Genomic DNA, 18,286 nt, shown 5'->3' on the forward strand with positions numbered 1-18,286 from the left:
CTGCTCCCTAAACCATTGGTCTGTAAACGAAGGCTAAAATGAGTAAGCCAATCATACCAACCACCATCCACCTAAGCATGTCTGAGAGGTTACCGCTTTGCATTTTTCTGCTTTTTTCACCTGTGGAGTACACCATTTTTGCAATTAAATCCACTGTCAAATCCACCACTTTCGTATCAATTTTTTGCCATGCAAAGTTTGCTAAAGCACTAAAAGGACGCATAATATAAAGCTCATAAAGTTTGGGTATATAGTATTGGTTGCTTAAAAGCTTGTAGCAAAAACGCTCTTCCCATGATTTGGGAAAGCCTCCACGTCGGTACATGTAAACGGCAAACGCAATGCCGCTGAGTGCAATGCCTAAGGTTGCGGCAATAAGCAGGGCTTCTGTGCCGTGTTCGATATGAATCTCATACTGAGCCAAAAGACGCGTTACAAACCCTTCAAACGTATGCTCCAAAAATCCTGACACAATGGCTAAAAGCCCTAAAGGAAGGAGTGCGTAAATGACAAACGGTTGCGCTTCATGCGGATGAATGCCATACTTTTCATACTCTTTTTCACCAAAGAAAACGAGCATGACCAAACGGAAACTGTAAAATGCTGTGAGTCCTGCACCGATGAAAAGGGCAAACCATAAAAAGTATGCCCCTTCATTAAAGGCAACTTCTAAGATTTTATCTTTGGAGAAAAAGCCTGCAAAGGGATAGATGCCCGCGAGTGCTACCGAAGCCACACTCATCAAAATCGCGGTGGCTTTCATAGAGCCATACAAGCCACCCATCTTTTTGATGTTGAGTTCATCGTGCATTGCGTGCATAACGTTACCCGCACCCAAGAATAACAGTGATTTAAAGAAGGCATGTGTCATCAAGTGAAACAGTGCAATCCAATACGCCCCAAGTCCTGCTGCTACAAACATATAACCCAGTTGGGAAAGCGTTGAGTAGGCGATAATGCGTTTAAGATCGTTATTGACCAGCGCCATTGAAGCGGCAAAAAGTGCTACAAATGCTCCTAGTGATGCGATGGCAAAGCCCACATCAGGAATCAGCGTATAAAGCTCTCCACAACGAATGACCAGATACACCCCTGCGGTTACCATCGTTGCTGCGTGGATCAATGCTGAAACCGGTGTTGGACCTTCCATCGCATCAGCAAGCCATGTGTGGAGGGGAAACTGTGCTGATTTACCCATCGCACCGATAAAGAGAAAGAGTCCAATCGTTGCGAGGAGCGTAGAATCCATCGTTTTGAGACTCGCAAAAAACTCGTCGTATTGGAAAGATCCCACACTCCAGTAGATCAAGAAAAGCCCCATAAGCATGCCAAGATCGGCAATGCGGTTCATGATAAATGCTTCATTTGCTGCCCAAGAGGCAGAGTGTTTGTGGTACCAAAAACCAATAAGAAGCCATGAACAAAGCCCCACACCTTCCCAACCAATGAAAAGACCGACAAAGTTGTCACTCATGACCAAAATCATCATCGAAAAAACGAAAGCGGAGAGGTAAGAGAAGAAGCGGTTAAAGCTTTTATCATGATCCATATAGCCAATCGAATAGATATGAACGATGGTGGAGACCAGTGTGACCGTGACCATCATAATAACGGAGACTTCATCGACCACAAAACCAAAAGGAATTTCCAAATTACCTGCCGAAATCCAGTCCATCATGCTTACATGTAAAGGACCGTAGGTGTTCACATCGATGAGTAACACAAAGGAGGCAATCATCGAAATCGCAATAAGCAACGAAGCCACAATGCCCGTAAAAAGCATCTTAGGACGCGCCGCAAACAAGGCTACAAACAAAGAACTTGCCAAGGGCGCAAAAAGTGCGGTATAAAGATAATTTTCCATACTTACCCTTTCATCATCTGAAGACTGTTAAGATCAACCGAGCCATTGCGTTTGTACCATAAAATGAGAAGTCCAAGCCCGACAGCGACTTCACTTGCTGCAACGGCAATGATAAAAAAGGCGAAGAGTTGACCGCTTAGATCATTGTAATATTTGGAAACCGCTACAAACCCTACGTTAATCGCATTGAGTAAAATCTCGGTTGAGAAAAAAAGCATTAAAAGGTTTGTTCGACGCATCACACCGACAAGCCCAATGGAAAATAAAATACCTGTTAAAATAAAATAGTGTGTTAAGGTGATCATCTGCCCTCCTTTACATCTTCGAGATCTTCATCTTCGATGGCTAAATACTCATCCATTTTTTTACTTGCAAGCACAATGCCTGAGATCATCGCAACCAAAAGCATGATGGCGGCTAATTCAAACGGGACTAAGTATTTGGTAAATAAAACAACGCCGATCATCTGAACATTGCCCACACCCTCAATGCTAGGATACAGTGCTTCCACACTCTCCCCCACAAGCGGTGCGCATAAAATGGCAACCACCAAAACAGCACTGGCAATGGAGAGACTGTAGGCGATTTTTTTGGAGCGCATCTTTTCTGAAACATCACGTGTTGTATCAAAAAACATCATACCAAACGCGTAAAGTGCCATAATAGCGCCCGAATAAACGACGATTTGAACGACCCCTAAAAACTCAGCATCCAAGATAAAAAAGAAGCCCGAGATAAAGATCATGCCACCTGCTAGTGCGCTCATCGCATAGAGTGCATTACGACTCGTCACCACAATTCCAAACATACCGATGGTCAATGCGGCAAAAACATAAAATGCTATAACTTCATACATGGCTACCTCAATACGCTAATGGTGTCTGTTTCACAGCTTCATCGGCATTATCACTCAATGCACCAAATCCTGGAAACTCTTTTTGTTCGTTGGCTCTAAAGGTATCAAGTGGCGTTAACATATCCGCTTTGAGACCAAAATGTGCCCGTTGCTCACTCGCATTTTCATACTCCACGCCATGCACGATGGCAAGTTCAGGACAGACCTCAGCGCAATACCCACAAAAGATACAACGCCCGAAGTTGATGCTGTACTCACTCACCACTTTGCGACTTTTCTCATCAATATGCGTGTCCATGCGAATACAATTTGAAATACAAATTTTCTCACACAACCCACACCCGATGCAGCGCTCACTCCCGCTTTCAAACAGACGAAGCAAACGGTGAATGGCGCGGTACCGTGGACTCATCTCCATTTTTTGCGCAGGGTACTGAATCGTGTGAATGTCAAAGCGAATCATCTCCCGAAAGACTATCCAAAGACCGACAAAAAGCTCGCCTTTGAGGGTACGTTTGACCACTTTTTGAAACGCTTGCCATCCTGTTTCAGGCGCTTTTTCACCCTCAAAGAAGATGTATCCAGGAGAAATATTGCGTTGTTTAAAATCTTTTAATTCCATTCCATCCCCCTAAATCAGCACAAAGCCCGTGATCAAAATATTGACCACCGCTAAAGGCATTAAGACTTTCCAACAGACCCACATCAACTGATCGGGTCTAATGTGTGGCCATGCGGCTCTTACCCATAAAAATAAAAAGACCCAAAAAGAGACTTTGATTAACATCATTACCGCACCAGGGATAAACCAAAGCGAATTGTAACCACCCATAAAAAGAATGCTCACCAGCACTGAAATCGTGATCATATTGGCATATTCACCAATGAAAAAGAGACCCCAACGCATGCCTGAATACTCTGTCGCATACCCAGCCACCACTTCAGCTTCAAACTCAATCGTATCAAACGGCGCACGATTGGTTTCCATAAAACCTGCCATCGCAAACAAAATAAAGGCTAAAGGTTGTTTCCAAATCAACCAATGCGTGATCCCACCGACTTGATAGTCATTAATATCAATCAAAGAGAGTGAGCCTATCATCATAATGGGTGCCAGAACGGATAAGCCCGTGACCACTTCAAAGGAGAGCATCTGAATAACAGCGCGCGCCGCACCTAAAAGTGACCATTTGTTGGCACTGCTCATACCAGCCAGTAGAGGTCCGTAAATACCGACCGATGCCACGCCCATCACATACAAAAGCGCTACGTTAATGTCGGAGATAATCGGATGAATCACATACCCAAACAGCGTAAATTCAGGAAAATAAGGAACCGCTGCCATCGCCACAAAGGCTGTTGTTGCAGCAATCACAGGAGCGATCATGAAAATAGGCTTCACAGCATTTTGAGGCACAATGTCCTCTTTGGTGAAGAGTTTAATACCATCAGCGGCCAGTTGCAATAATCCATACGGTCCTACATTCATGGGTCCTAGACGGCGTTGCATAAAGGCTAACACTTTGCGTTCAATAAACGTTGCAAACCCTGCCATACCTGCAACCACCGCGACAACAATGACGGCTTTGACAAGGGTTTCAACCAAAACGGCTGTTTCAAACATGTTCAACTCCTTTAATCACGACGTGAGCGAAACGATATCCCTCTTTAAAAAACGGTGCGGTATCGATTTTGGTATCAAATGTTGGAAGATACGCGATCAATCCGTCGATCATCTTCTCTTCTTTGACCGCAATCACTAATTTCGCACCTGCTTCATTTTCTACGGTTACGACCGCACCATCGTGAAGACTTTTGGCTTCCAAGAAAGCCGTTGATGCGTACAGCGCGCCTGCTTCACTGAGTTGATGCGCTTTGTTGGTAAAGGCGCTAAACTGATGCACAGGGTTGGCTCTGTAAACCACATCGCCCTCTTTACATGTAAAGCTTGAAATGGGTTCTACTTCATCTTTACATGTAAAGGTTTGAAGCTCAAGTGCATAGCCACGATTTTCAGTGCCATCGTTTTCAAAACGATTCGGCAAGTGATCAAATTTCTCGGCTTTAAAGCCTTTTTCACTCGGCAAATACGGCGTATAATCAATCGTCCACTCCGCTTCTAAGCCCACGGCATTGGCGATGTCATTGAGACAATAGCCTTTAAATGGCAGTGCTGCATTGGTCGGAACGACGCGTTTGTTCATCGACGTAAACGTCCCTTCTTGTTGATTGAGAGCTGGCATATCCAAATCACCTTTGCCCAGTGCACTTAACGTAAAGTCGCCTTTGACGTTATAACCTAAACTAAAGTTTCCTTTGGCATCGTCCAAATCACAGATAAGTGAAACACCCAGTGTGTTGGTGCGAGACGGAATAATGAGCAGTTTAAACGCGGTAAATCGCTCGATCAAACCTAACAGTTTCGCGATATTTTCTGCTCGTGGATGATTGAAAAGGTCTTCACCTGCGATCAAACTAAAGCTATCTTTTTTATCTAAAAGTTTGGTGATTTTTTCCACCAAATCCGCTTCAGCGCCAATGAGTTCAATCAAAGCATTGGTATCGACTTCGATCTCTTTATCTACCATTTTCGTGATGGTTTTAACAACCTCTTTCTCTTCGCCGCTCTCTTCGTCTTTCACCATCTCTTTAATGTCTTCTTTGACGCTCTCTTGAATGGTTTTTTTCTCTATGGTGTGGAAAGAGGTAAGATAGTCAACAACACTTTTTGGCATCGTCTCTTTGTCGCCAAAAAGATCAAGGAGAAGATACGCAATCGCCTCTTCAGCGCCAATTTTATGCGTAATGCTCAGTAAGTTTTTAGAGTACGCTGAAACGATTGGGTCTGCCACAGGGTGGAAATAAAGTCCAGCACCTTTGTTCATACCAATGGCGTTATTCATTGCATAGCCTGCATTAGGACTGTCGGTCTTAATCGCAGTCCCAAAACTCACGACAAAATTGCTCTCAGAAACAGACTTCAAATCCCCACTGTAAAGGTTTGAACCTGCGGTACTTGCAAAATGTTTGAGGAAGTTTTGATACGCTTTGGCATCTTCGTTCACGAGTTTAAAGCCAAATTTCTCTTTGAGTTTTTGTAAAATCAACGCTTCTTCATTGGTAATGTAGCTGTCAAAAACGATGGTATCGACGTTGGTTTGAAGCAGTTCCACCACGCGTGCAAAGGCAGTTTCATCTTTACATGTAACCTCGTTTTGGAAGTCAAAACCATAGCGCGCTGCGGCATGTAATGGTGCGTAGTTATGATCGCTATTGACACGGTAAATCTTAGGTTCTGGATTGCTCGTACTCGTGTGTTTGACATCGTAATACAAAAGTGAACAGTCACTGCTGTGTGGGTTTGCCGCTGGGATTTTTTTCAGTTCCCACGCATTGGACGTGTATTGGAAGTCTGAGCCTACGAGTGCACCCACTGGACACACCGCTGTACACTCGCCACACTGCGTACAGTCGAGTGTTTCAGCCCCACTGGCGATACCGATGATCGACTTTTGGAGTTTATTCCACATCGCATAGGCGTCTTTTTCGGTTTTATCTTTCCATGTTTTATCAAGCTCTGCACCACCGCGAGGAACGGTTTTTAAGGCGGATTCACCGATCATATCTTTACAGACGGTGACACAGCGCTCACAGACGATACAGAGTGATGCGTCGTAATGGATTTTGCCCCACTGTTTCGTTGGGCGATGCGTATCGGCGATGCAGTGATGTTGGCTGTCCACGCCCATGTGCAAGGTGTAGTTTTGCAGTTCACACTCACCACTTTGATCGCACACGCCACACTCTAAGGGATGGTTAATGTCGTAAATCTCCATGATCGCTCGACGCTCTTTTTCGATCTCTTCGGTTTTCGTGATGACGTTCATGCCCTCTTTGGCACGCGCGTTACAACTGTACGCTCGCTTGCCATCGATGTCTACTAAACACAAACGACACGCTAAGGTTGGTGAACAATTCGTCACATAACAGAGCGCTGGGATAAAAATATCGTTTCTGCGCGCAACGCCTAAAACGTACTCACCTTCTGTCGCGGTATACTGTTTTCCATCTATGGTTATTAAAACATCGCTCATTGCTCTGCCTTCACTATTTTTACTACATGGTAGGGATAGCTCGAATCCGCTTTCGCACAGGGCATTAAAGCGATCACGCCTTTTAAACTATCGTCGCGAACAAAGGTACGCGGATAGACCTCTTGGTTGATAGCAACCGTGATTTTGTCGTTGTTTTGCACTTTGGCTGCCATTTGAAACTGAGCGGAACCTATAAGCAGATGCTCTTCATCCACTCGTGTTACAGGGCATTGATAGACCACAACCCCGTCAAAACTTTTTAGATTTTCAACCGCGTTTAAAACGCTCTCATTTTGTGATGAGACAATCATTTCAGGTGTGCTACCCACAACAAGCAATTTTGCTTTGCCAAACTTTGCGATCAATCCTGCAAGATGTGCAATAGAAGCAGCTTGTGGATGACGGATCAGATCATCTCCTAAAACAATCAGCACACGGTGAGCTTCTTGATACAACGCTTCAATCTCTTCGATCTCTTCTTCGCCTAGATTGCTCTCCGCACTGATGTAACCCTCATCGAGTTCTTCAAAATAGTTTTGAACAGTTTCAGGAAGCTTTACATGTAAAAGAAAACTTTTGGCAAGAAGCGCCAATACACCCTCTTCGGCACCGACTTCGTAACGGCTAAAAAATGTACTTTTTTCAACCAAAGCAGGATCTTCCATCGTAAAGAGATAGACCACTTTAGCTGTACTCGCACTCACCTTTTCTAAAAGTGTTGTGTCATGGCGCGAAGGCAGTGTTCCCACGCAAATCATAAGATCAAATCCTTTACATGTAAACGCAAAAGAGTCATTACTTGACTGATTTAAGGCTTCTATAAATTGCTTTTTGACCATCTATGCTACTTCACTTTTCACTTTTTTAACGACAATCGTCCAATCGGCTTCATTGAACTTCAACGAATTCATCAGTGTCCAACCTGCCTCTTTAATCACATCCGCGCTTTTTTGGATCGGAGAAAAATCACCGATCTCAAACATAAAGATGGACACTTCGCCCATAGCAGTCTCGTCGATGATCTCAAGCATACGTCCGTAAAAATCATCCCCTAAATGGCGTAAATCATACCGTTGCATGTGCTTCTCCTATCTGTCAATTTCGCCAAAGACGATGTTCGCGTTACCAATGATCGCAACCACGTCGGCTAAATATTCACCCACTAAAATCTCTTGTAACAGTGCCGTATGGAAAAAACTTGGCGCTCGAAGCTTCAACCTGTAAGGATACGGATCGCCTTGAGAGTTGATGTAAAAACCAAGTTCGCCTTTAGGCGATTCGGTCGCCACATACACTTCACCCACAGGTGGACGCATGCCTTGTGTCACAAGGACAAAATGCTGCATCAACGAGTAATTTTGCGTCATAATCTGCTCTTTGGGTGCAGAGATATATTGAGGCGCATGTGCCATGATTTCAGGTGATGTTTCCTCATACATTGGAATGAGTTGCTTAAGGATGCGAACACTTTGGCGCATCTCTTCCATATGCAGTTTATACCGTCCGTAACTATCACAGGTCGTACTCACAGGCACATCAAACTCCACTTCATCGTAGAGCTCGTACGGCTCTTCTTTGCGAATATCCCATGCGATGCCCGAACCTCTGAGCATCGGGCCACTACAGCCCCAGCTTTGCGCTTGCTCAGGGGTGACAATACCGACATCTTCCAAACGCATTTTCCAGATACGATTTTGATCTAACAAGCCTTCGTAATCTGCAATATCAAGTGGCAAATGGTTAATGAATTTATTGAGCCCATCAATCCAACCTTTAGGCAAATCCAGTGGCACACCACCGATTCTCACCGAAGAGTGCGTCAAACGCGCGCCACAATAGTCTTCGATCAAATCCAGTGTGTACTCCCTTTCTCTAAAGGTGTAAAGGAAAATCGTCATCGCGCCCACGTCAAGCGCATGCGTTGCGAGCCAAAAAAGGTGCGAAGAGATGCGGTTGAGCTCTAAAAGCATCATACGAATCACTTTAGCCCGACGTGGCACTTCAAGCCCGATGAGTTTTTCAACCGAGAGCGCAAAGCCGTAGTTATTGGCTGTTGCGGCGATGTAGTCCATTCGATCGGTTGTTGGCAAGAATTCGTTGTAGATCATATTCTCCGCCATCTTCTCCATACCGCGGTGCAAATAACCAATATCAGGCGTTGCTTTACTCACTTTTTCGCCATCGAGTTCCAAAATCAGACGAAGCTGCCCATGTGCGCTGGGATGCTGTGGACCAAAGTTGACGATCATGTGGTTATCTTCACGCTCAAAAGCGATATTCTCAAAAAAAGGTTTTAGGCGATTGACTTTTTGCATGATTAATATCTCTCTTTCAGGGTTATAGCATCTTCTTTTTTGAGTTTTTTCACGATAAACACGCCACCCTCTTCTTGGTAATCGGTCACTGTTTTTTCTTGGCTTGGTTCAGCACCAAAAGGAACTTCGTGGTTGAGGTGTGCAAAACGGTACGTATCGTTCACATCCACGCGCGCACTGTCACGCTCTTCAGGGCCTATGATGTCGCGGTACTCTTTGCCAAAAATCTTGTCGATCTCATACCATTGCGCCACTTCATCCCCCTGCAATGGATAGGTTTTGCGAAGCGGATGATCATACCAATCATCGGGCATTAAAATACGTTTCATATAGGGATGTCCGCTGATAATGACGCCAAACATATCGTACATCTCGCGCTCCGCCCAATCGGCACTTTTGTAAACACCAATCACGCTTTTAAGCACCTCTTTCTCTTTAATAAAACATTTCACACGCATGCGTTTACGCTTTGAGGTGGAGAGCATTTGGTAAAAAATCTCAAATTCGCCGCTTTTGGCTAACCAGTCAATCGCACTGTGTTCGCTTAAAAAGTTATAAGAAAGCTCATCTCTAAGGGTTTGTAAAACACTCACGTTATCTTTTGGGTCAATGTAAACAACCAGTTGCCCTTTTTGAATATAGGCCTCTTGAATCTCAAATTTTGTTTTTAAAACAGATAAATCGTTTGCAAAAACGTCATCGCTCTCCACGGCTTCTTTAGGAATTTGGGGTGCCACGAAGTAACGATCGTTGTAATACGACTTTTTTTGAACATTGTGTTTATCGCTGTAACTTCTCATCATACCAACCTTTTAGGTTCTAATCTGCGTGATGCTTTCTCGGTGCGGATTTTCTTTTGTAGCAACATAAGTGCGTATTGAAGGGTTTCAGGACGTGGCGCACAGCCTGGTAAATAAATATCCACAGGAATAATGCGATCAGCCCCTTGAACGGTTGCGTAGGTGTTGAACATACCCCCCGTATTGGCACAACTTCCCATGCTAATGACCCATTTTGGATCGGGCATTTGATCGTACAAACGACGCATAAATGGCGCATGTTTTTTGGTCAAGGTTCCTGCGATCACGATGACATCGGCTTGTCTAGGACTCGCTCTAAAAATCGTTCCAAAACGGTCAAAGTCATAACGACTCGCCCCCGTTGCCATCATCTCAATCGCACAACAGGCAAGCCCGTAGGTGAGTGGCCAAAGCGAGTTACTTCTACCCCATTGAACCAGTTTATCGACTGTGGTAAGTGCCACAGGAAGTCCTGCTTCTTGAAGGTAATTTATCTTATGCTGTGCCATTCGAGCGCTCCTTTTTTCCATGCGTATGCAAAACCAATGGTTAAAATAATGACAAATAAAATCATCTCAACAAACCCAAACATTCCCAGAGCTTTAAAATCCACTGCCCATGGAAACATAAAGATAATCTCGACATCAAACAAAATAAACAAAAGCGCAAACAGGTAAAAATGTGCCGAAATTTTATTGGGCTGTTTGGTCACTTCGGGACCGCATTCGTAAATGCTGAGTTTGAGTTTTTCCGTATCGAGTCGCGCCATTTTACGGCTAACGACACGTGCTAAGACGGTAATGCCATAAAAGACAACAGCGCCAAAAACAAGGAGGAAAAAAGCTCCAAAGTAGGGATGGGCAAAATCCATATGCGACAAAGGGGTCATTATCATTCCTTCATTCATTTTATAACAAATCCATCTGAGTGCTTTACATGTAAGCACTCAGAAAGGCTTGCTTAAGCCTTTAATTCATAAATCCAACGGATTTTGCATCACCAAAGGCGCCTTTGGTTTCGCGGTCAATCGAGAGTTTAAAATCTTCAAACGTAAACAGCGGTTGCGCTTTAGCAGCGACTTTAAGCGCTGTATTTTTAAGCACGACTTTGATCTGTCCTCCTGTGAGCGGGTACGAAGCGAGTTTTTCAATATCCAATCCCTCTTCATAGGTAGCATTTTCAGGTAAAAGCTTTTTCCACAGTTCAATTCGCTGTTTCACATCAGGCTTTTCAAAGGCAATTTTATAGTCAAAACGCCTTGAAAATGCAGGATCGATCGTCTCTAAAAGGTTTGTTGTTGCAATAAGTAGTCCATCAAAACGCTCAATCTGCTCTAAAAAGATATTTTGCATCTGATTGTGCATTTTATCGGCACTTGCGCCACTGTCGGTTGAGCGTGCACTTAAGAATTGATCCGCCTCATTTAAAAGTAAAAGAGGCTCACTTTTCGTCTTTTTGCACAGCTCTTTGTACGTATCAAAAATACTGCGTACATTTTTTTCACTCTCGCCAACATACTTGGAGAGAATCTTGGAACAGTCAAAACTGAGCACGCGCTTTTTCATCGACTTCGCTAAAGAAAGGGCTGTCATCGTTTTACCCGTCCCCGGAGCGCCGTAGAGAATAATCTTCGCATCAATGCCACTACGACGCTCTTTGATGCCCCATTCGCGCAGTAACTTCACCACATTTTTATCAATTTGTTTGAGTAAATTATCGAGAACTTCTTTGGTTTTGGGATGCAAGATGACATCATCCAAATTGGTCTTAGGGTCGATCAGTTCAAAAAGTTCCTGCTCACCAATGAGCATATCAAGCTTAATTTTCTTGCTTTTTTTCTCTTTATTGGGGTGCATGATCTTTTGCAAAATCTCTTCGGAGATGAAAAAGCTTCGCGTCACGCCACCAAAGGTGCTCAGCATCTCATCGTAATCAATAATGAGATTTTCGATGAGTTTTGAGCCCTCTTCAAGTAAGGAACGATTTTTAATCTTCTCATAATCATCGACGCTGATCAGGCTAATGAGCGTATTCATATCGCGTAAACTTTCAAACTCACCGGCATACTCCTCTTTAAGAAGGGCTAAAAAAATGAGCTGCTCTTTAGGGCTTAACTCATTTTCTTTGAAAATATTTTCAACGATGATCTCATTTTGTGTGACTTTGATACGCTCAACAATCCGACTTTCTAAAAGGTCGAGTTTATTTTTAAGACGTCCAATGCTTGGTGAATTTTCCGTTGCATTGTGTTTGGTTTGGCTTAGTTTTTGATACAGCTCTATTCGGAAAAACTGATCTTTAAGATATTCAAGATGATCGGCGTAAGGCGTAACATCTGGTAACACAACCTCTAAGGTGCCCTCTTCCAAAAGCTTTAAAAAAGCAGAACTCAGTGTAACACTACTGTTTAAAAGTTCTAAGTTGGAGACATCCATGATCTTTGAACTCAAAAAATTGTTTTGCACAATCCATCCTTGCTCGATCAACTCTTTGACCAACGAGAGTTTTTGCAGATGCGCATACTTCTTATCGCCAAAAAGCTTAATCAAAATCTCTCCAACACCAAGGTCAACGGAGCCTTGTACGTACTCTTTGGTCATTAATTGTAAAAATTTTGCTTCGTCAATCGAACATTTAAGATGCTCATAAATTGTGGATGTTTGAACCGTTTTACTCTCTAAAAAATCTATCAAATACTGCAATACAAAGCCTTTTAATCCGTAGTAAAAATATTTTTATACGACTACATGGAAATATATGATGGCAAGATGATGATAAAATAACCCTTTGATTAAAAAGTTAATCTCTATCTTTTACGTAAAATTCCACCATTTTTAACATTTTCCTTTAAAACTCGCTTTAGAACCTTACCCGTTGCATTCTTAGGAAGCTCTTCAACAAAGTAAATATGCTTCGGTAGCTTAAAATTTGCCACATGTTGCTTAAGGTAAGCGCGTAATTCACTTTCTTGAAGTTCCACACCCTCTTGGAGTTGAATAAAGGCCAAAACCTCTTCATCGTTGGTCTGTTCATTTCTGAGTCCGATAACCGCAACGGCATCAACACCTTCGTATTTGTAGATAACTTCTTCGATTTCTCTAGGATAAATGTTAATTCCTTTAGAGATAATCAGATCTTTTTTACGATCCACAATATAAATAAAGCCATCGCCATCTTTTTTACCCAAATCACCACTCAAAAGCCAGCCATTGATGATGGTCTCATCGGTCGCATCAGCATGATTAAGGTAGCCTTGCATCACGCAATCGCCTTTCACCATAATTTCACCCACTTCGCCCGTTTTGACCTCAACACGCTCTTCATTGACGATTTTCACTTCGTAACTGGGGAGCGGTAAGCCAACAGAGAGCGGTTTTTGATGATCCAGTCGGTTCACACACACCGCAGGTGAGCACTCACTGAGTCCATAACCTTCTAAAAGCGTCGCTTTTTTAAACTTGGCATTAAAATCATTCAAGGATTGCTCACTGAGTGGCGCACTGCCTGAGATAAAAATACGCACTTGATTGAACCACATAAAATACCATGGAATTTTTGCTTTTAAAAGCGCGTTGTACAAGGTTGGAACACCCAGAAAAATGGTCACACGTTTAAGCAGGGTCTGTTTAAGCACATTCGCAAAAGGAAAAACCGAGCGCACAATGACAATGCTCGAACAGGTAAAGAGAGGCAAAAGCACCATAATGGAGAGTGTAAAGCTGTGAAACATCGGTAAAAAAACGATGAAACGATCTTTACATGTAATGTGAAATGATTCGGCTCCGGAGATCGCATTGGAGAAAATATTGCGATACGAGAGCATGGCACCTTTGGGTTTTCCCGTCGTGCCAGAGGTGTAAACGATACACGCCAAATCATTTAATGTTGGTTTGTTGGCGACGTCACCATTCCGATCTACGCTTGCATCAATTTCGCTAAAGCTGTAATTGCGTTCATCCAAATGCGGATAATCATCGCACCAAATGATCTTTTCAATCTTGGTCGTATCCAGTAAGTTTTTGGTCTCATTGGCAAATGAGGCGGAGCAGACGAGCATTTTGGCACTGCAATCATTCAAAATATACTCAAACTCCTCTTTTTTCAAAAAGGTATTCAGAGGTACGGCAATCGCTCCAATCTTCGTAATCGCAAACAAAGAGACAATAAACTCCACCGAGTTGCCGACAATCATGGCAACCCGATCCCCACTTTTGATACTGCTAAATTCCAAGAAACGCGCAAACGTATCGATGTGATGCTTGAGCTTCACATACGATACTTTATGATCATCCATAAAAATAGCCGTTTTTTTAGGATCATTTTTAGCATTCGCTTCCATGATCTCATAAAAATTTTGATACGGATAGATGAGCATCTTTAAAACTTATATTTGAGTGATGCGGTTAAAAGATGGGCAGATGAATCGGTAAAGGTACCTGATGGCGCTACCGATGTTCCTCCCTTATAATTACTTACGGTTCGATCTTCTTTATCGTCATAAAGGTACGCCAAGCCCACTTTAAGATTTTGACTCATGGCGTATTCAAAGCCAATGGAGTAAAGTTTTGCATCCGAATCAGGAAGCTCGAAACCGAGGGTATTGCTTGGAGCGGGTGATTTATCGATCGCAAAACCAAGCATCATTTTGAGATTGTCGGTGCATTGATGACTTAACCCAATACGATACGCATTAGCATCTTTCCAATTTTTTGCAATAGGGTTATCAAATCCAGCCATAGCCGTAGCGGTTAAATCAACATCATAGTTAAAATCTAAATCTTTATAACTTGACCAATAGGTTCGCTCAAACACAAATTCTACCGTTGTTTTTTCATAGGTATATGCTGCTGCTAATGCTAATGAGGCAGGAAGAGGAATCGTTACACTTGCACCGCCATTATACAGCCCACTAACAAGTGTAGCATCACCTTCAACGCTCAAATCTACTTTAGAGCGATACGTTGCAGCTAAGGTAACATCTTTAATCGGCTTGTAACTGAGGGCTAGATTGTAACCAAAGTCAATCGAATCACCGGTCAAATCCCTGTTTGCTAAAGAACCAAGTCCGGAAGCATCACTTTTTACCACACCATCGGTATAAACACCACGCAAACCAAAGCCCAATGAGAGTTGCTCATTCACAAGATAACTCACTGTTGGGTTAACTTCAATAACCGTTAATGTAAACTCTTCAGAACTTGCTTTCGCAAAGGCTTCATCCCAGCGTTTTGAAAGACCAGCCGGTGCTGTAATAGAAAGACCGTAACGCCAATTGCCCACCATTGGTGAGACATAATGCAAGTTTGGCATTAAAAATTCTTCTTCTTTAGAATTTCCATCCATCGAAGAGACAGCACCATCAAAATTAACTTCGGGTAGATTAATATACGTTAATGCAACCTCCGTGTAAGCACCGTTTGCCATAAAAGACATGTTTGCAGGGTTATAATAACTCGCATCTGCGCCATTGGCACTAGCGACATACGCCGCACTAAGTGCTACTGAGTTTAAAGATTGTTCAGGGATACGGTATCCTGAAGCCAAAAGCGTCGCCGCACTCAAACTGAGTAACGTAGCAACTCTTACCGTTTGTGTCATAAGTTGTCCTTAAAATATTTTAGTGAGTAAAACTATAAAGCAGTGCAATTTCTTCTGCCCATAGTGAATCGTCGATTGTTTCAAGTATTAAAGGAATGTCATCCATACGTTCATCGTTCATGATAAACTTAAATGGTTCTAACCCTAATTTCCCCTTGCCAATAGAGTCATGTCTATCAACGTGAGTGCCCAAATCTGGCTTAGAATCATTGAGGTGCATCCCTTTGAGGTACTTAAATCCGACGATTGTAGCAAATTTTTCCATCGTTTGCCTATAAGCCTCTTCACTTCTTATATCGTAACCTGAAGTAAACAGATGGCAGGTATCGATGCAAACCCCGACACGTTCTTGATCGATGGCGTGCTCCATAAGATAGCCTAAATGTTCCATTTTGTAACCCATATTGCTCCCTTGTCCTGCGGTATTTTCCACAACCAAGGTCACACCATTTGTGTGACGCAACACTTCATTCATAGAAGCGCTAATGAGCTCTAAACATGCCTCTTCGCTGATCTGTTTGAGATGACTCCCTGGGTGAAAATTGAGCTTATCAAGCCCTAAAGCTTCACAGCGTTTGACCTCATCCAAGAACGCATTCAACGATTTTTCACGTGCTTCAAGTTCTGGATGCCCCAAATTGATGAGATAGCTATCGTGAGGAAGCACATGTTTGGGTAAAATCTCTGCTTTTTCCAACTCCGCTTTAAAACGGTCAATCTCTTCTTGGGTTAAAGACTTTCCTTCCCATTGACGTTGATTTTTAGTAAAGAGTGCGAACGCTTTGGCTCCAATTTTTGTGGCATTGATAGGAGCATTAAAAACTCCGCCACTGGCACTCACATGTGCCCCAACAAATTTCATGAAAATTCCTTTATGGCAATGGTTTGAGACGTATTAAAATACCGTTTTTGGTATCTCTAAAGCTAAGGGTTTGCCCTTTTATTGTGTAGATAAGATGGCTGTTGGAAAACTCCAAATCTTGTTCAAATCCTTGAGGAGTTCTACGAAGGTTTTTACCATCATAAAGAGGATGCCACAGGAGAATATCGTACATTAAGTCTGCGTAATGTTCCTCTTGAAAAAACTGCTGATTAAAGGCAAGCTTATCCAAACATCGCCCATCTAAACAGACATAATTTCCTATAATTTCAAGATTGAAAAGCACATTGCCCGCAGAGAAAATCTGCACATTTGCATAATTTTCTCCTTTGTTAATAAAGCCTGTATCGGAAAGTGCGATCTGTTTGTTTTTAATCGTAATCGCATACGCTTCAGAAGTCGTAATCGTCTTTTTTACGGCACACCCACTTAAAAAGAGCATGGCTAAAAAGCTTACATGTAAAAGTTTTTTCACGAATGACACTCCTTACATGTACCTTTTAAAACGATACTGGTTACTTCACCCTCCACCTTGCCAAGATCGACCTCCATACAGGTGATTTTATGGCACTGCTCGCAAATAAAATGGGCATGCGTCGTGCTAGAGAGTTCAAAATACCATTTACGATCATCCGACTCGAACTTATGCACCATGCCCAACTCTTCAAACTTAGCGATGTTGCGGTAAAACGTTGCTTTGTCCATTTTCACGCTCATGTGCTCTTTGATCTGCTCGTAATTCAGAGGGCTATTAGCCACTTTGAGCACTTCTAAAATCGAAGCGCGCGCGGTTGTAAATTTGATGTCGTATTGTTGAAACACGTTTTGAAGCTGTTCGCTCATCGTTTCCCCTTTGGGATGAAATCTAAGAAATAGTACCCAATTTTTTTTCATATACGATTAAAGAATCATTCTAAGTCACAACTAAGTTGCATTGGATTAAGATTGCATCCAAATTATGCAACTAAGTCGCAAAGGAAACAGCATGAAATACATTTTTCTTCTCTTTACCCTTCTCTTTGGTTCACTCTTAAGTGCCGCTCAGACCGTCACGGTCAGCATTTTGCCTCAAAAATATTTTGTGGAACAGATTGCAAAAGATTTTTTACATGTAAACGTTATGGTAACACCAGGATCAAGCCCTCATACGTATGAGCCTAAACCTTCACAAATGAAAGAGCTTGCCAGCTCAGATGCTTACTTTAGCATCGGCGATGGGTTTGAAAAAGCGTGGCTTCCTAAGTTTCAAAGCACCAATCCTAAAATGCTGATGGTCGATACGATTAAAGGGATTGATAAAATTGCAATGGCAGAACATCATCACGATGACGAAGAAAAATCCGATTCTAAAAAAGAGGCGCATCACGATCACGAGCATCAGCATGAAGCAGGTGAACTTGATCCACATGTTTGGCTAGATCCTATTTTGGTCAAAACTCAGGCTAAAAATATTTATGAAGCCCTTGTCAGCCTTTATCCTGAACACAAAAATGAATTCACACACAATTACGACGCATTTATTGCCTCGTTGGATGCACTTGATGCGACACTTCGAAGTACCCTAAGCGAGGTCAAAAATCGTAAATTTATCGTTTTCCACCCTTCCTTTGGCTATTTTGCTAAGCGCTATGATTTAGAGCAAATCGCCATCGAAGTACATGGGAAAGAGCCAAAAGCGAGTGAACTTGCCCATTTGATTGAAGAGGCAAAAGAGGAGAATGTTAAAGTTGTTTTTGTCGCACCACAATTCTCACAAAAAAGTGCCCAAACGATTGCCAAACAAATCAATGGAAAAACACTCACCATTGATCCACTCTCCGATAAATGGAGTGAAAATCTTTTAAGCATCGCAAAAATCTTTCAATCAGAACTAAAATGA

The 18,286-nt window shown here is 42.6% G+C and carries 19 protein-coding genes; 1 reads left to right on the forward strand and 18 read right to left on the reverse strand.

The genetic code is table 11. The features are described from left to right. Nucleotides 1–7: 7 nt before the first annotated feature. From nuoL to JU57_RS11100, 18 genes are all read right to left on the reverse strand, one after another. Complete coding sequence (gene nuoL, locus JU57_RS11015; RefSeq protein ID WP_037960944.1) at nt 8–1,864, reverse strand: NADH-quinone oxidoreductase subunit L; 1,857 nt, start codon at nt 1,862–1,864, stop codon at nt 8–10. A gap of 2 nt (nt 1,865–1,866) precedes the next feature. Next, nucleotides 1,867–2,169: an NADH-quinone oxidoreductase subunit NuoK gene (nuoK, locus tag JU57_RS11020; RefSeq protein ID WP_037960950.1), complete on the reverse strand. Its 303-nt coding sequence runs from the start codon at nt 2,167–2,169 to the stop codon at nt 1,867–1,869. Beyond that, entirely contained in the window at nt 2,166–2,720 is a 555-nt protein-coding gene (locus tag JU57_RS11025; protein ID WP_037960953.1) for an NADH-quinone oxidoreductase subunit J, read from the reverse strand. Before JU57_RS11025 ends, nuoK begins: the two co-directional genes overlap by 4 nt. Nucleotides 2,721–2,727: 7 nt before the next feature. Further along, nucleotides 2,728–3,342, reverse strand: a complete 615-nt coding sequence (gene nuoI, locus JU57_RS11030) for an NADH-quinone oxidoreductase subunit NuoI (protein ID WP_037960955.1) — start codon at nt 3,340–3,342, stop codon at nt 2,728–2,730. 9 nt (nt 3,343–3,351) lie between these two features. Continuing rightward, entirely contained in the window at nt 3,352–4,344 is a 993-nt protein-coding gene (gene nuoH, locus JU57_RS11035; protein ID WP_037960958.1) for an NADH-quinone oxidoreductase subunit NuoH, read from the reverse strand. Beyond that, nucleotides 4,337–6,814 carry an NADH-quinone oxidoreductase subunit G gene (locus tag JU57_RS11040; protein WP_037960960.1) on the reverse strand — a complete coding sequence of 826 codons (2,478 nt, stop codon included), beginning with the start codon at nt 6,812–6,814 and terminating at the stop codon, nt 4,337–4,339. The genes nuoH and JU57_RS11040 overlap by 8 nt, the downstream gene beginning before the upstream one ends. After that, entirely contained in the window at nt 6,811–7,653 is an 843-nt protein-coding gene (locus tag JU57_RS11045; protein ID WP_037960963.1) for a hypothetical protein, read from the reverse strand. The genes JU57_RS11040 and JU57_RS11045 overlap by 4 nt, the downstream gene beginning before the upstream one ends. Then, nucleotides 7,654–7,893 carry an NADH-ubiquinone oxidoreductase subunit E family protein gene (locus tag JU57_RS11050; RefSeq protein WP_025343402.1) on the reverse strand — a complete coding sequence of 80 codons (240 nt, stop codon included), beginning with the start codon at nt 7,891–7,893 and terminating at the stop codon, nt 7,654–7,656. Between the two features lie 9 nt (nt 7,894–7,902). Next, a complete protein-coding gene (nuoD, locus tag JU57_RS11055) occupies nt 7,903–9,129 on the reverse strand; it encodes an NADH dehydrogenase (quinone) subunit D (protein WP_037960966.1) in 1,227 nt (408 codons plus the stop codon). A gap of 2 nt (nt 9,130–9,131) precedes the next feature. Beyond that, nucleotides 9,132–9,932: an NADH-quinone oxidoreductase subunit C gene (locus tag JU57_RS11060; RefSeq protein ID WP_037960968.1), complete on the reverse strand. Its 801-nt coding sequence runs from the start codon at nt 9,930–9,932 to the stop codon at nt 9,132–9,134. Beyond that, complete coding sequence (locus JU57_RS11065) at nt 9,929–10,438, reverse strand: NADH-quinone oxidoreductase subunit B (RefSeq protein WP_037960971.1); 510 nt, start codon at nt 10,436–10,438, stop codon at nt 9,929–9,931. The genes JU57_RS11060 and JU57_RS11065 overlap by 4 nt, the downstream gene beginning before the upstream one ends. Beyond that, entirely contained in the window at nt 10,420–10,809 is a 390-nt protein-coding gene (locus JU57_RS11070; protein WP_037961084.1) for an NAD(P)H-quinone oxidoreductase subunit 3, read from the reverse strand. The genes JU57_RS11065 and JU57_RS11070 overlap by 19 nt, the downstream gene beginning before the upstream one ends. 88 nt (nt 10,810–10,897) lie before the next feature. Beyond that, a complete protein-coding gene (locus JU57_RS11075; RefSeq protein ID WP_037960974.1) occupies nt 10,898–12,631 on the reverse strand; it encodes an ATP-binding protein in 1,734 nt (577 codons plus the stop codon). Between the two features lie 104 nt (nt 12,632–12,735). Next, nucleotides 12,736–14,304 carry a fatty acid--CoA ligase gene (locus tag JU57_RS11080; protein WP_037960977.1) on the reverse strand — a complete coding sequence of 523 codons (1,569 nt, stop codon included), beginning with the start codon at nt 14,302–14,304 and terminating at the stop codon, nt 12,736–12,738. A gap of 2 nt (nt 14,305–14,306) precedes the next feature. Further along, nucleotides 14,307–15,527 carry a porin gene (locus JU57_RS11085; protein WP_037960980.1) on the reverse strand — a complete coding sequence of 407 codons (1,221 nt, stop codon included), beginning with the start codon at nt 15,525–15,527 and terminating at the stop codon, nt 14,307–14,309. Between the two features lie 19 nt (nt 15,528–15,546). Beyond that, nucleotides 15,547–16,389, reverse strand: a complete 843-nt coding sequence (nfo, locus tag JU57_RS11090) for a deoxyribonuclease IV (RefSeq protein ID WP_037960983.1) — start codon at nt 16,387–16,389, stop codon at nt 15,547–15,549. Between the two features lie 10 nt (nt 16,390–16,399). Then, nucleotides 16,400–16,882 (reverse strand): hypothetical protein, encoded by a 483-nt coding sequence (locus JU57_RS11095; RefSeq protein WP_037960985.1) that lies wholly within the window; start codon nt 16,880–16,882, stop codon nt 16,400–16,402. Beyond that, the gene (locus JU57_RS11100) at nt 16,879–17,250 is read right to left on the reverse strand and encodes a transcriptional repressor (protein ID WP_051906822.1); all 372 of its coding nucleotides are present in this window, start codon (nt 17,248–17,250) and stop codon (nt 16,879–16,881) included. Before JU57_RS11100 ends, JU57_RS11095 begins: the two co-directional genes overlap by 4 nt. 142 nt (nt 17,251–17,392) lie before the next feature. On the opposite strand from JU57_RS11100, the gene JU57_RS11105 reads away from it, so the two are divergent. Beyond that, nucleotides 17,393–18,286 (forward strand): zinc ABC transporter substrate-binding protein, encoded by an 894-nt coding sequence (locus JU57_RS11105; protein WP_037960988.1) that lies wholly within the window; start codon nt 17,393–17,395, stop codon nt 18,284–18,286.

The organism is Sulfurospirillum sp. SCADC, from assembly GCF_000743525.1.
Lineage (GTDB): Bacteria > Campylobacterota > Campylobacteria > Campylobacterales > Sulfurospirillaceae > Sulfurospirillum.

Coding starts and splice junctions, on each gene's coding strand:
- nuoL (WP_037960944.1), bottom strand. CDS start 1,864: ATGGAAAATTATCTTTATACCGCACTTTTTGCGCCCTTGGCAAGTTCT.
- nuoK (WP_037960950.1), bottom strand. CDS start 2,169: ATGATCACCTTAACACACTATTTTATTTTAACAGGTATTTTATTTTCC.
- JU57_RS11025 (WP_037960953.1), bottom strand. CDS start 2,720: ATGTATGAAGTTATAGCATTTTATGTTTTTGCCGCATTGACCATCGGT.
- nuoI (WP_037960955.1), bottom strand. CDS start 3,342: ATGGAATTAAAAGATTTTAAACAACGCAATATTTCTCCTGGATACATC.
- nuoH (WP_037960958.1), bottom strand. CDS start 4,344: ATGTTTGAAACAGCCGTTTTGGTTGAAACCCTTGTCAAAGCCGTCATT.
- JU57_RS11040 (WP_037960960.1), bottom strand. CDS start 6,814: ATGAGCGATGTTTTAATAACCATAGATGGAAAACAGTATACCGCGACA.
- JU57_RS11045 (WP_037960963.1), bottom strand. CDS start 7,653: ATGGTCAAAAAGCAATTTATAGAAGCCTTAAATCAGTCAAGTAATGAC.
- JU57_RS11050 (WP_025343402.1), bottom strand. CDS start 7,893: ATGCAACGGTATGATTTACGCCATTTAGGGGATGATTTTTACGGACGT.
- nuoD (WP_037960966.1), bottom strand. CDS start 9,129: ATGCAAAAAGTCAATCGCCTAAAACCTTTTTTTGAGAATATCGCTTTT.
- JU57_RS11060 (WP_037960968.1), bottom strand. CDS start 9,932: ATGATGAGAAGTTACAGCGATAAACACAATGTTCAAAAAAAGTCGTAT.
- JU57_RS11065 (WP_037960971.1), bottom strand. CDS start 10,438: ATGGCACAGCATAAGATAAATTACCTTCAAGAAGCAGGACTTCCTGTG.
- JU57_RS11080 (WP_037960977.1), bottom strand. CDS start 14,304: ATGCTCATCTATCCGTATCAAAATTTTTATGAGATCATGGAAGCGAAT.
- JU57_RS11085 (WP_037960980.1), bottom strand. CDS start 15,527: ATGACACAAACGGTAAGAGTTGCTACGTTACTCAGTTTGAGTGCGGCG.
- nfo (WP_037960983.1), bottom strand. CDS start 16,389: ATGAAATTTGTTGGGGCACATGTGAGTGCCAGTGGCGGAGTTTTTAAT.
- JU57_RS11100 (WP_051906822.1), bottom strand. CDS start 17,250: ATGAGCGAACAGCTTCAAAACGTGTTTCAACAATACGACATCAAATTT.
- JU57_RS11105 (WP_037960988.1), top strand. CDS start 17,393: ATGAAATACATTTTTCTTCTCTTTACCCTTCTCTTTGGTTCACTCTTA.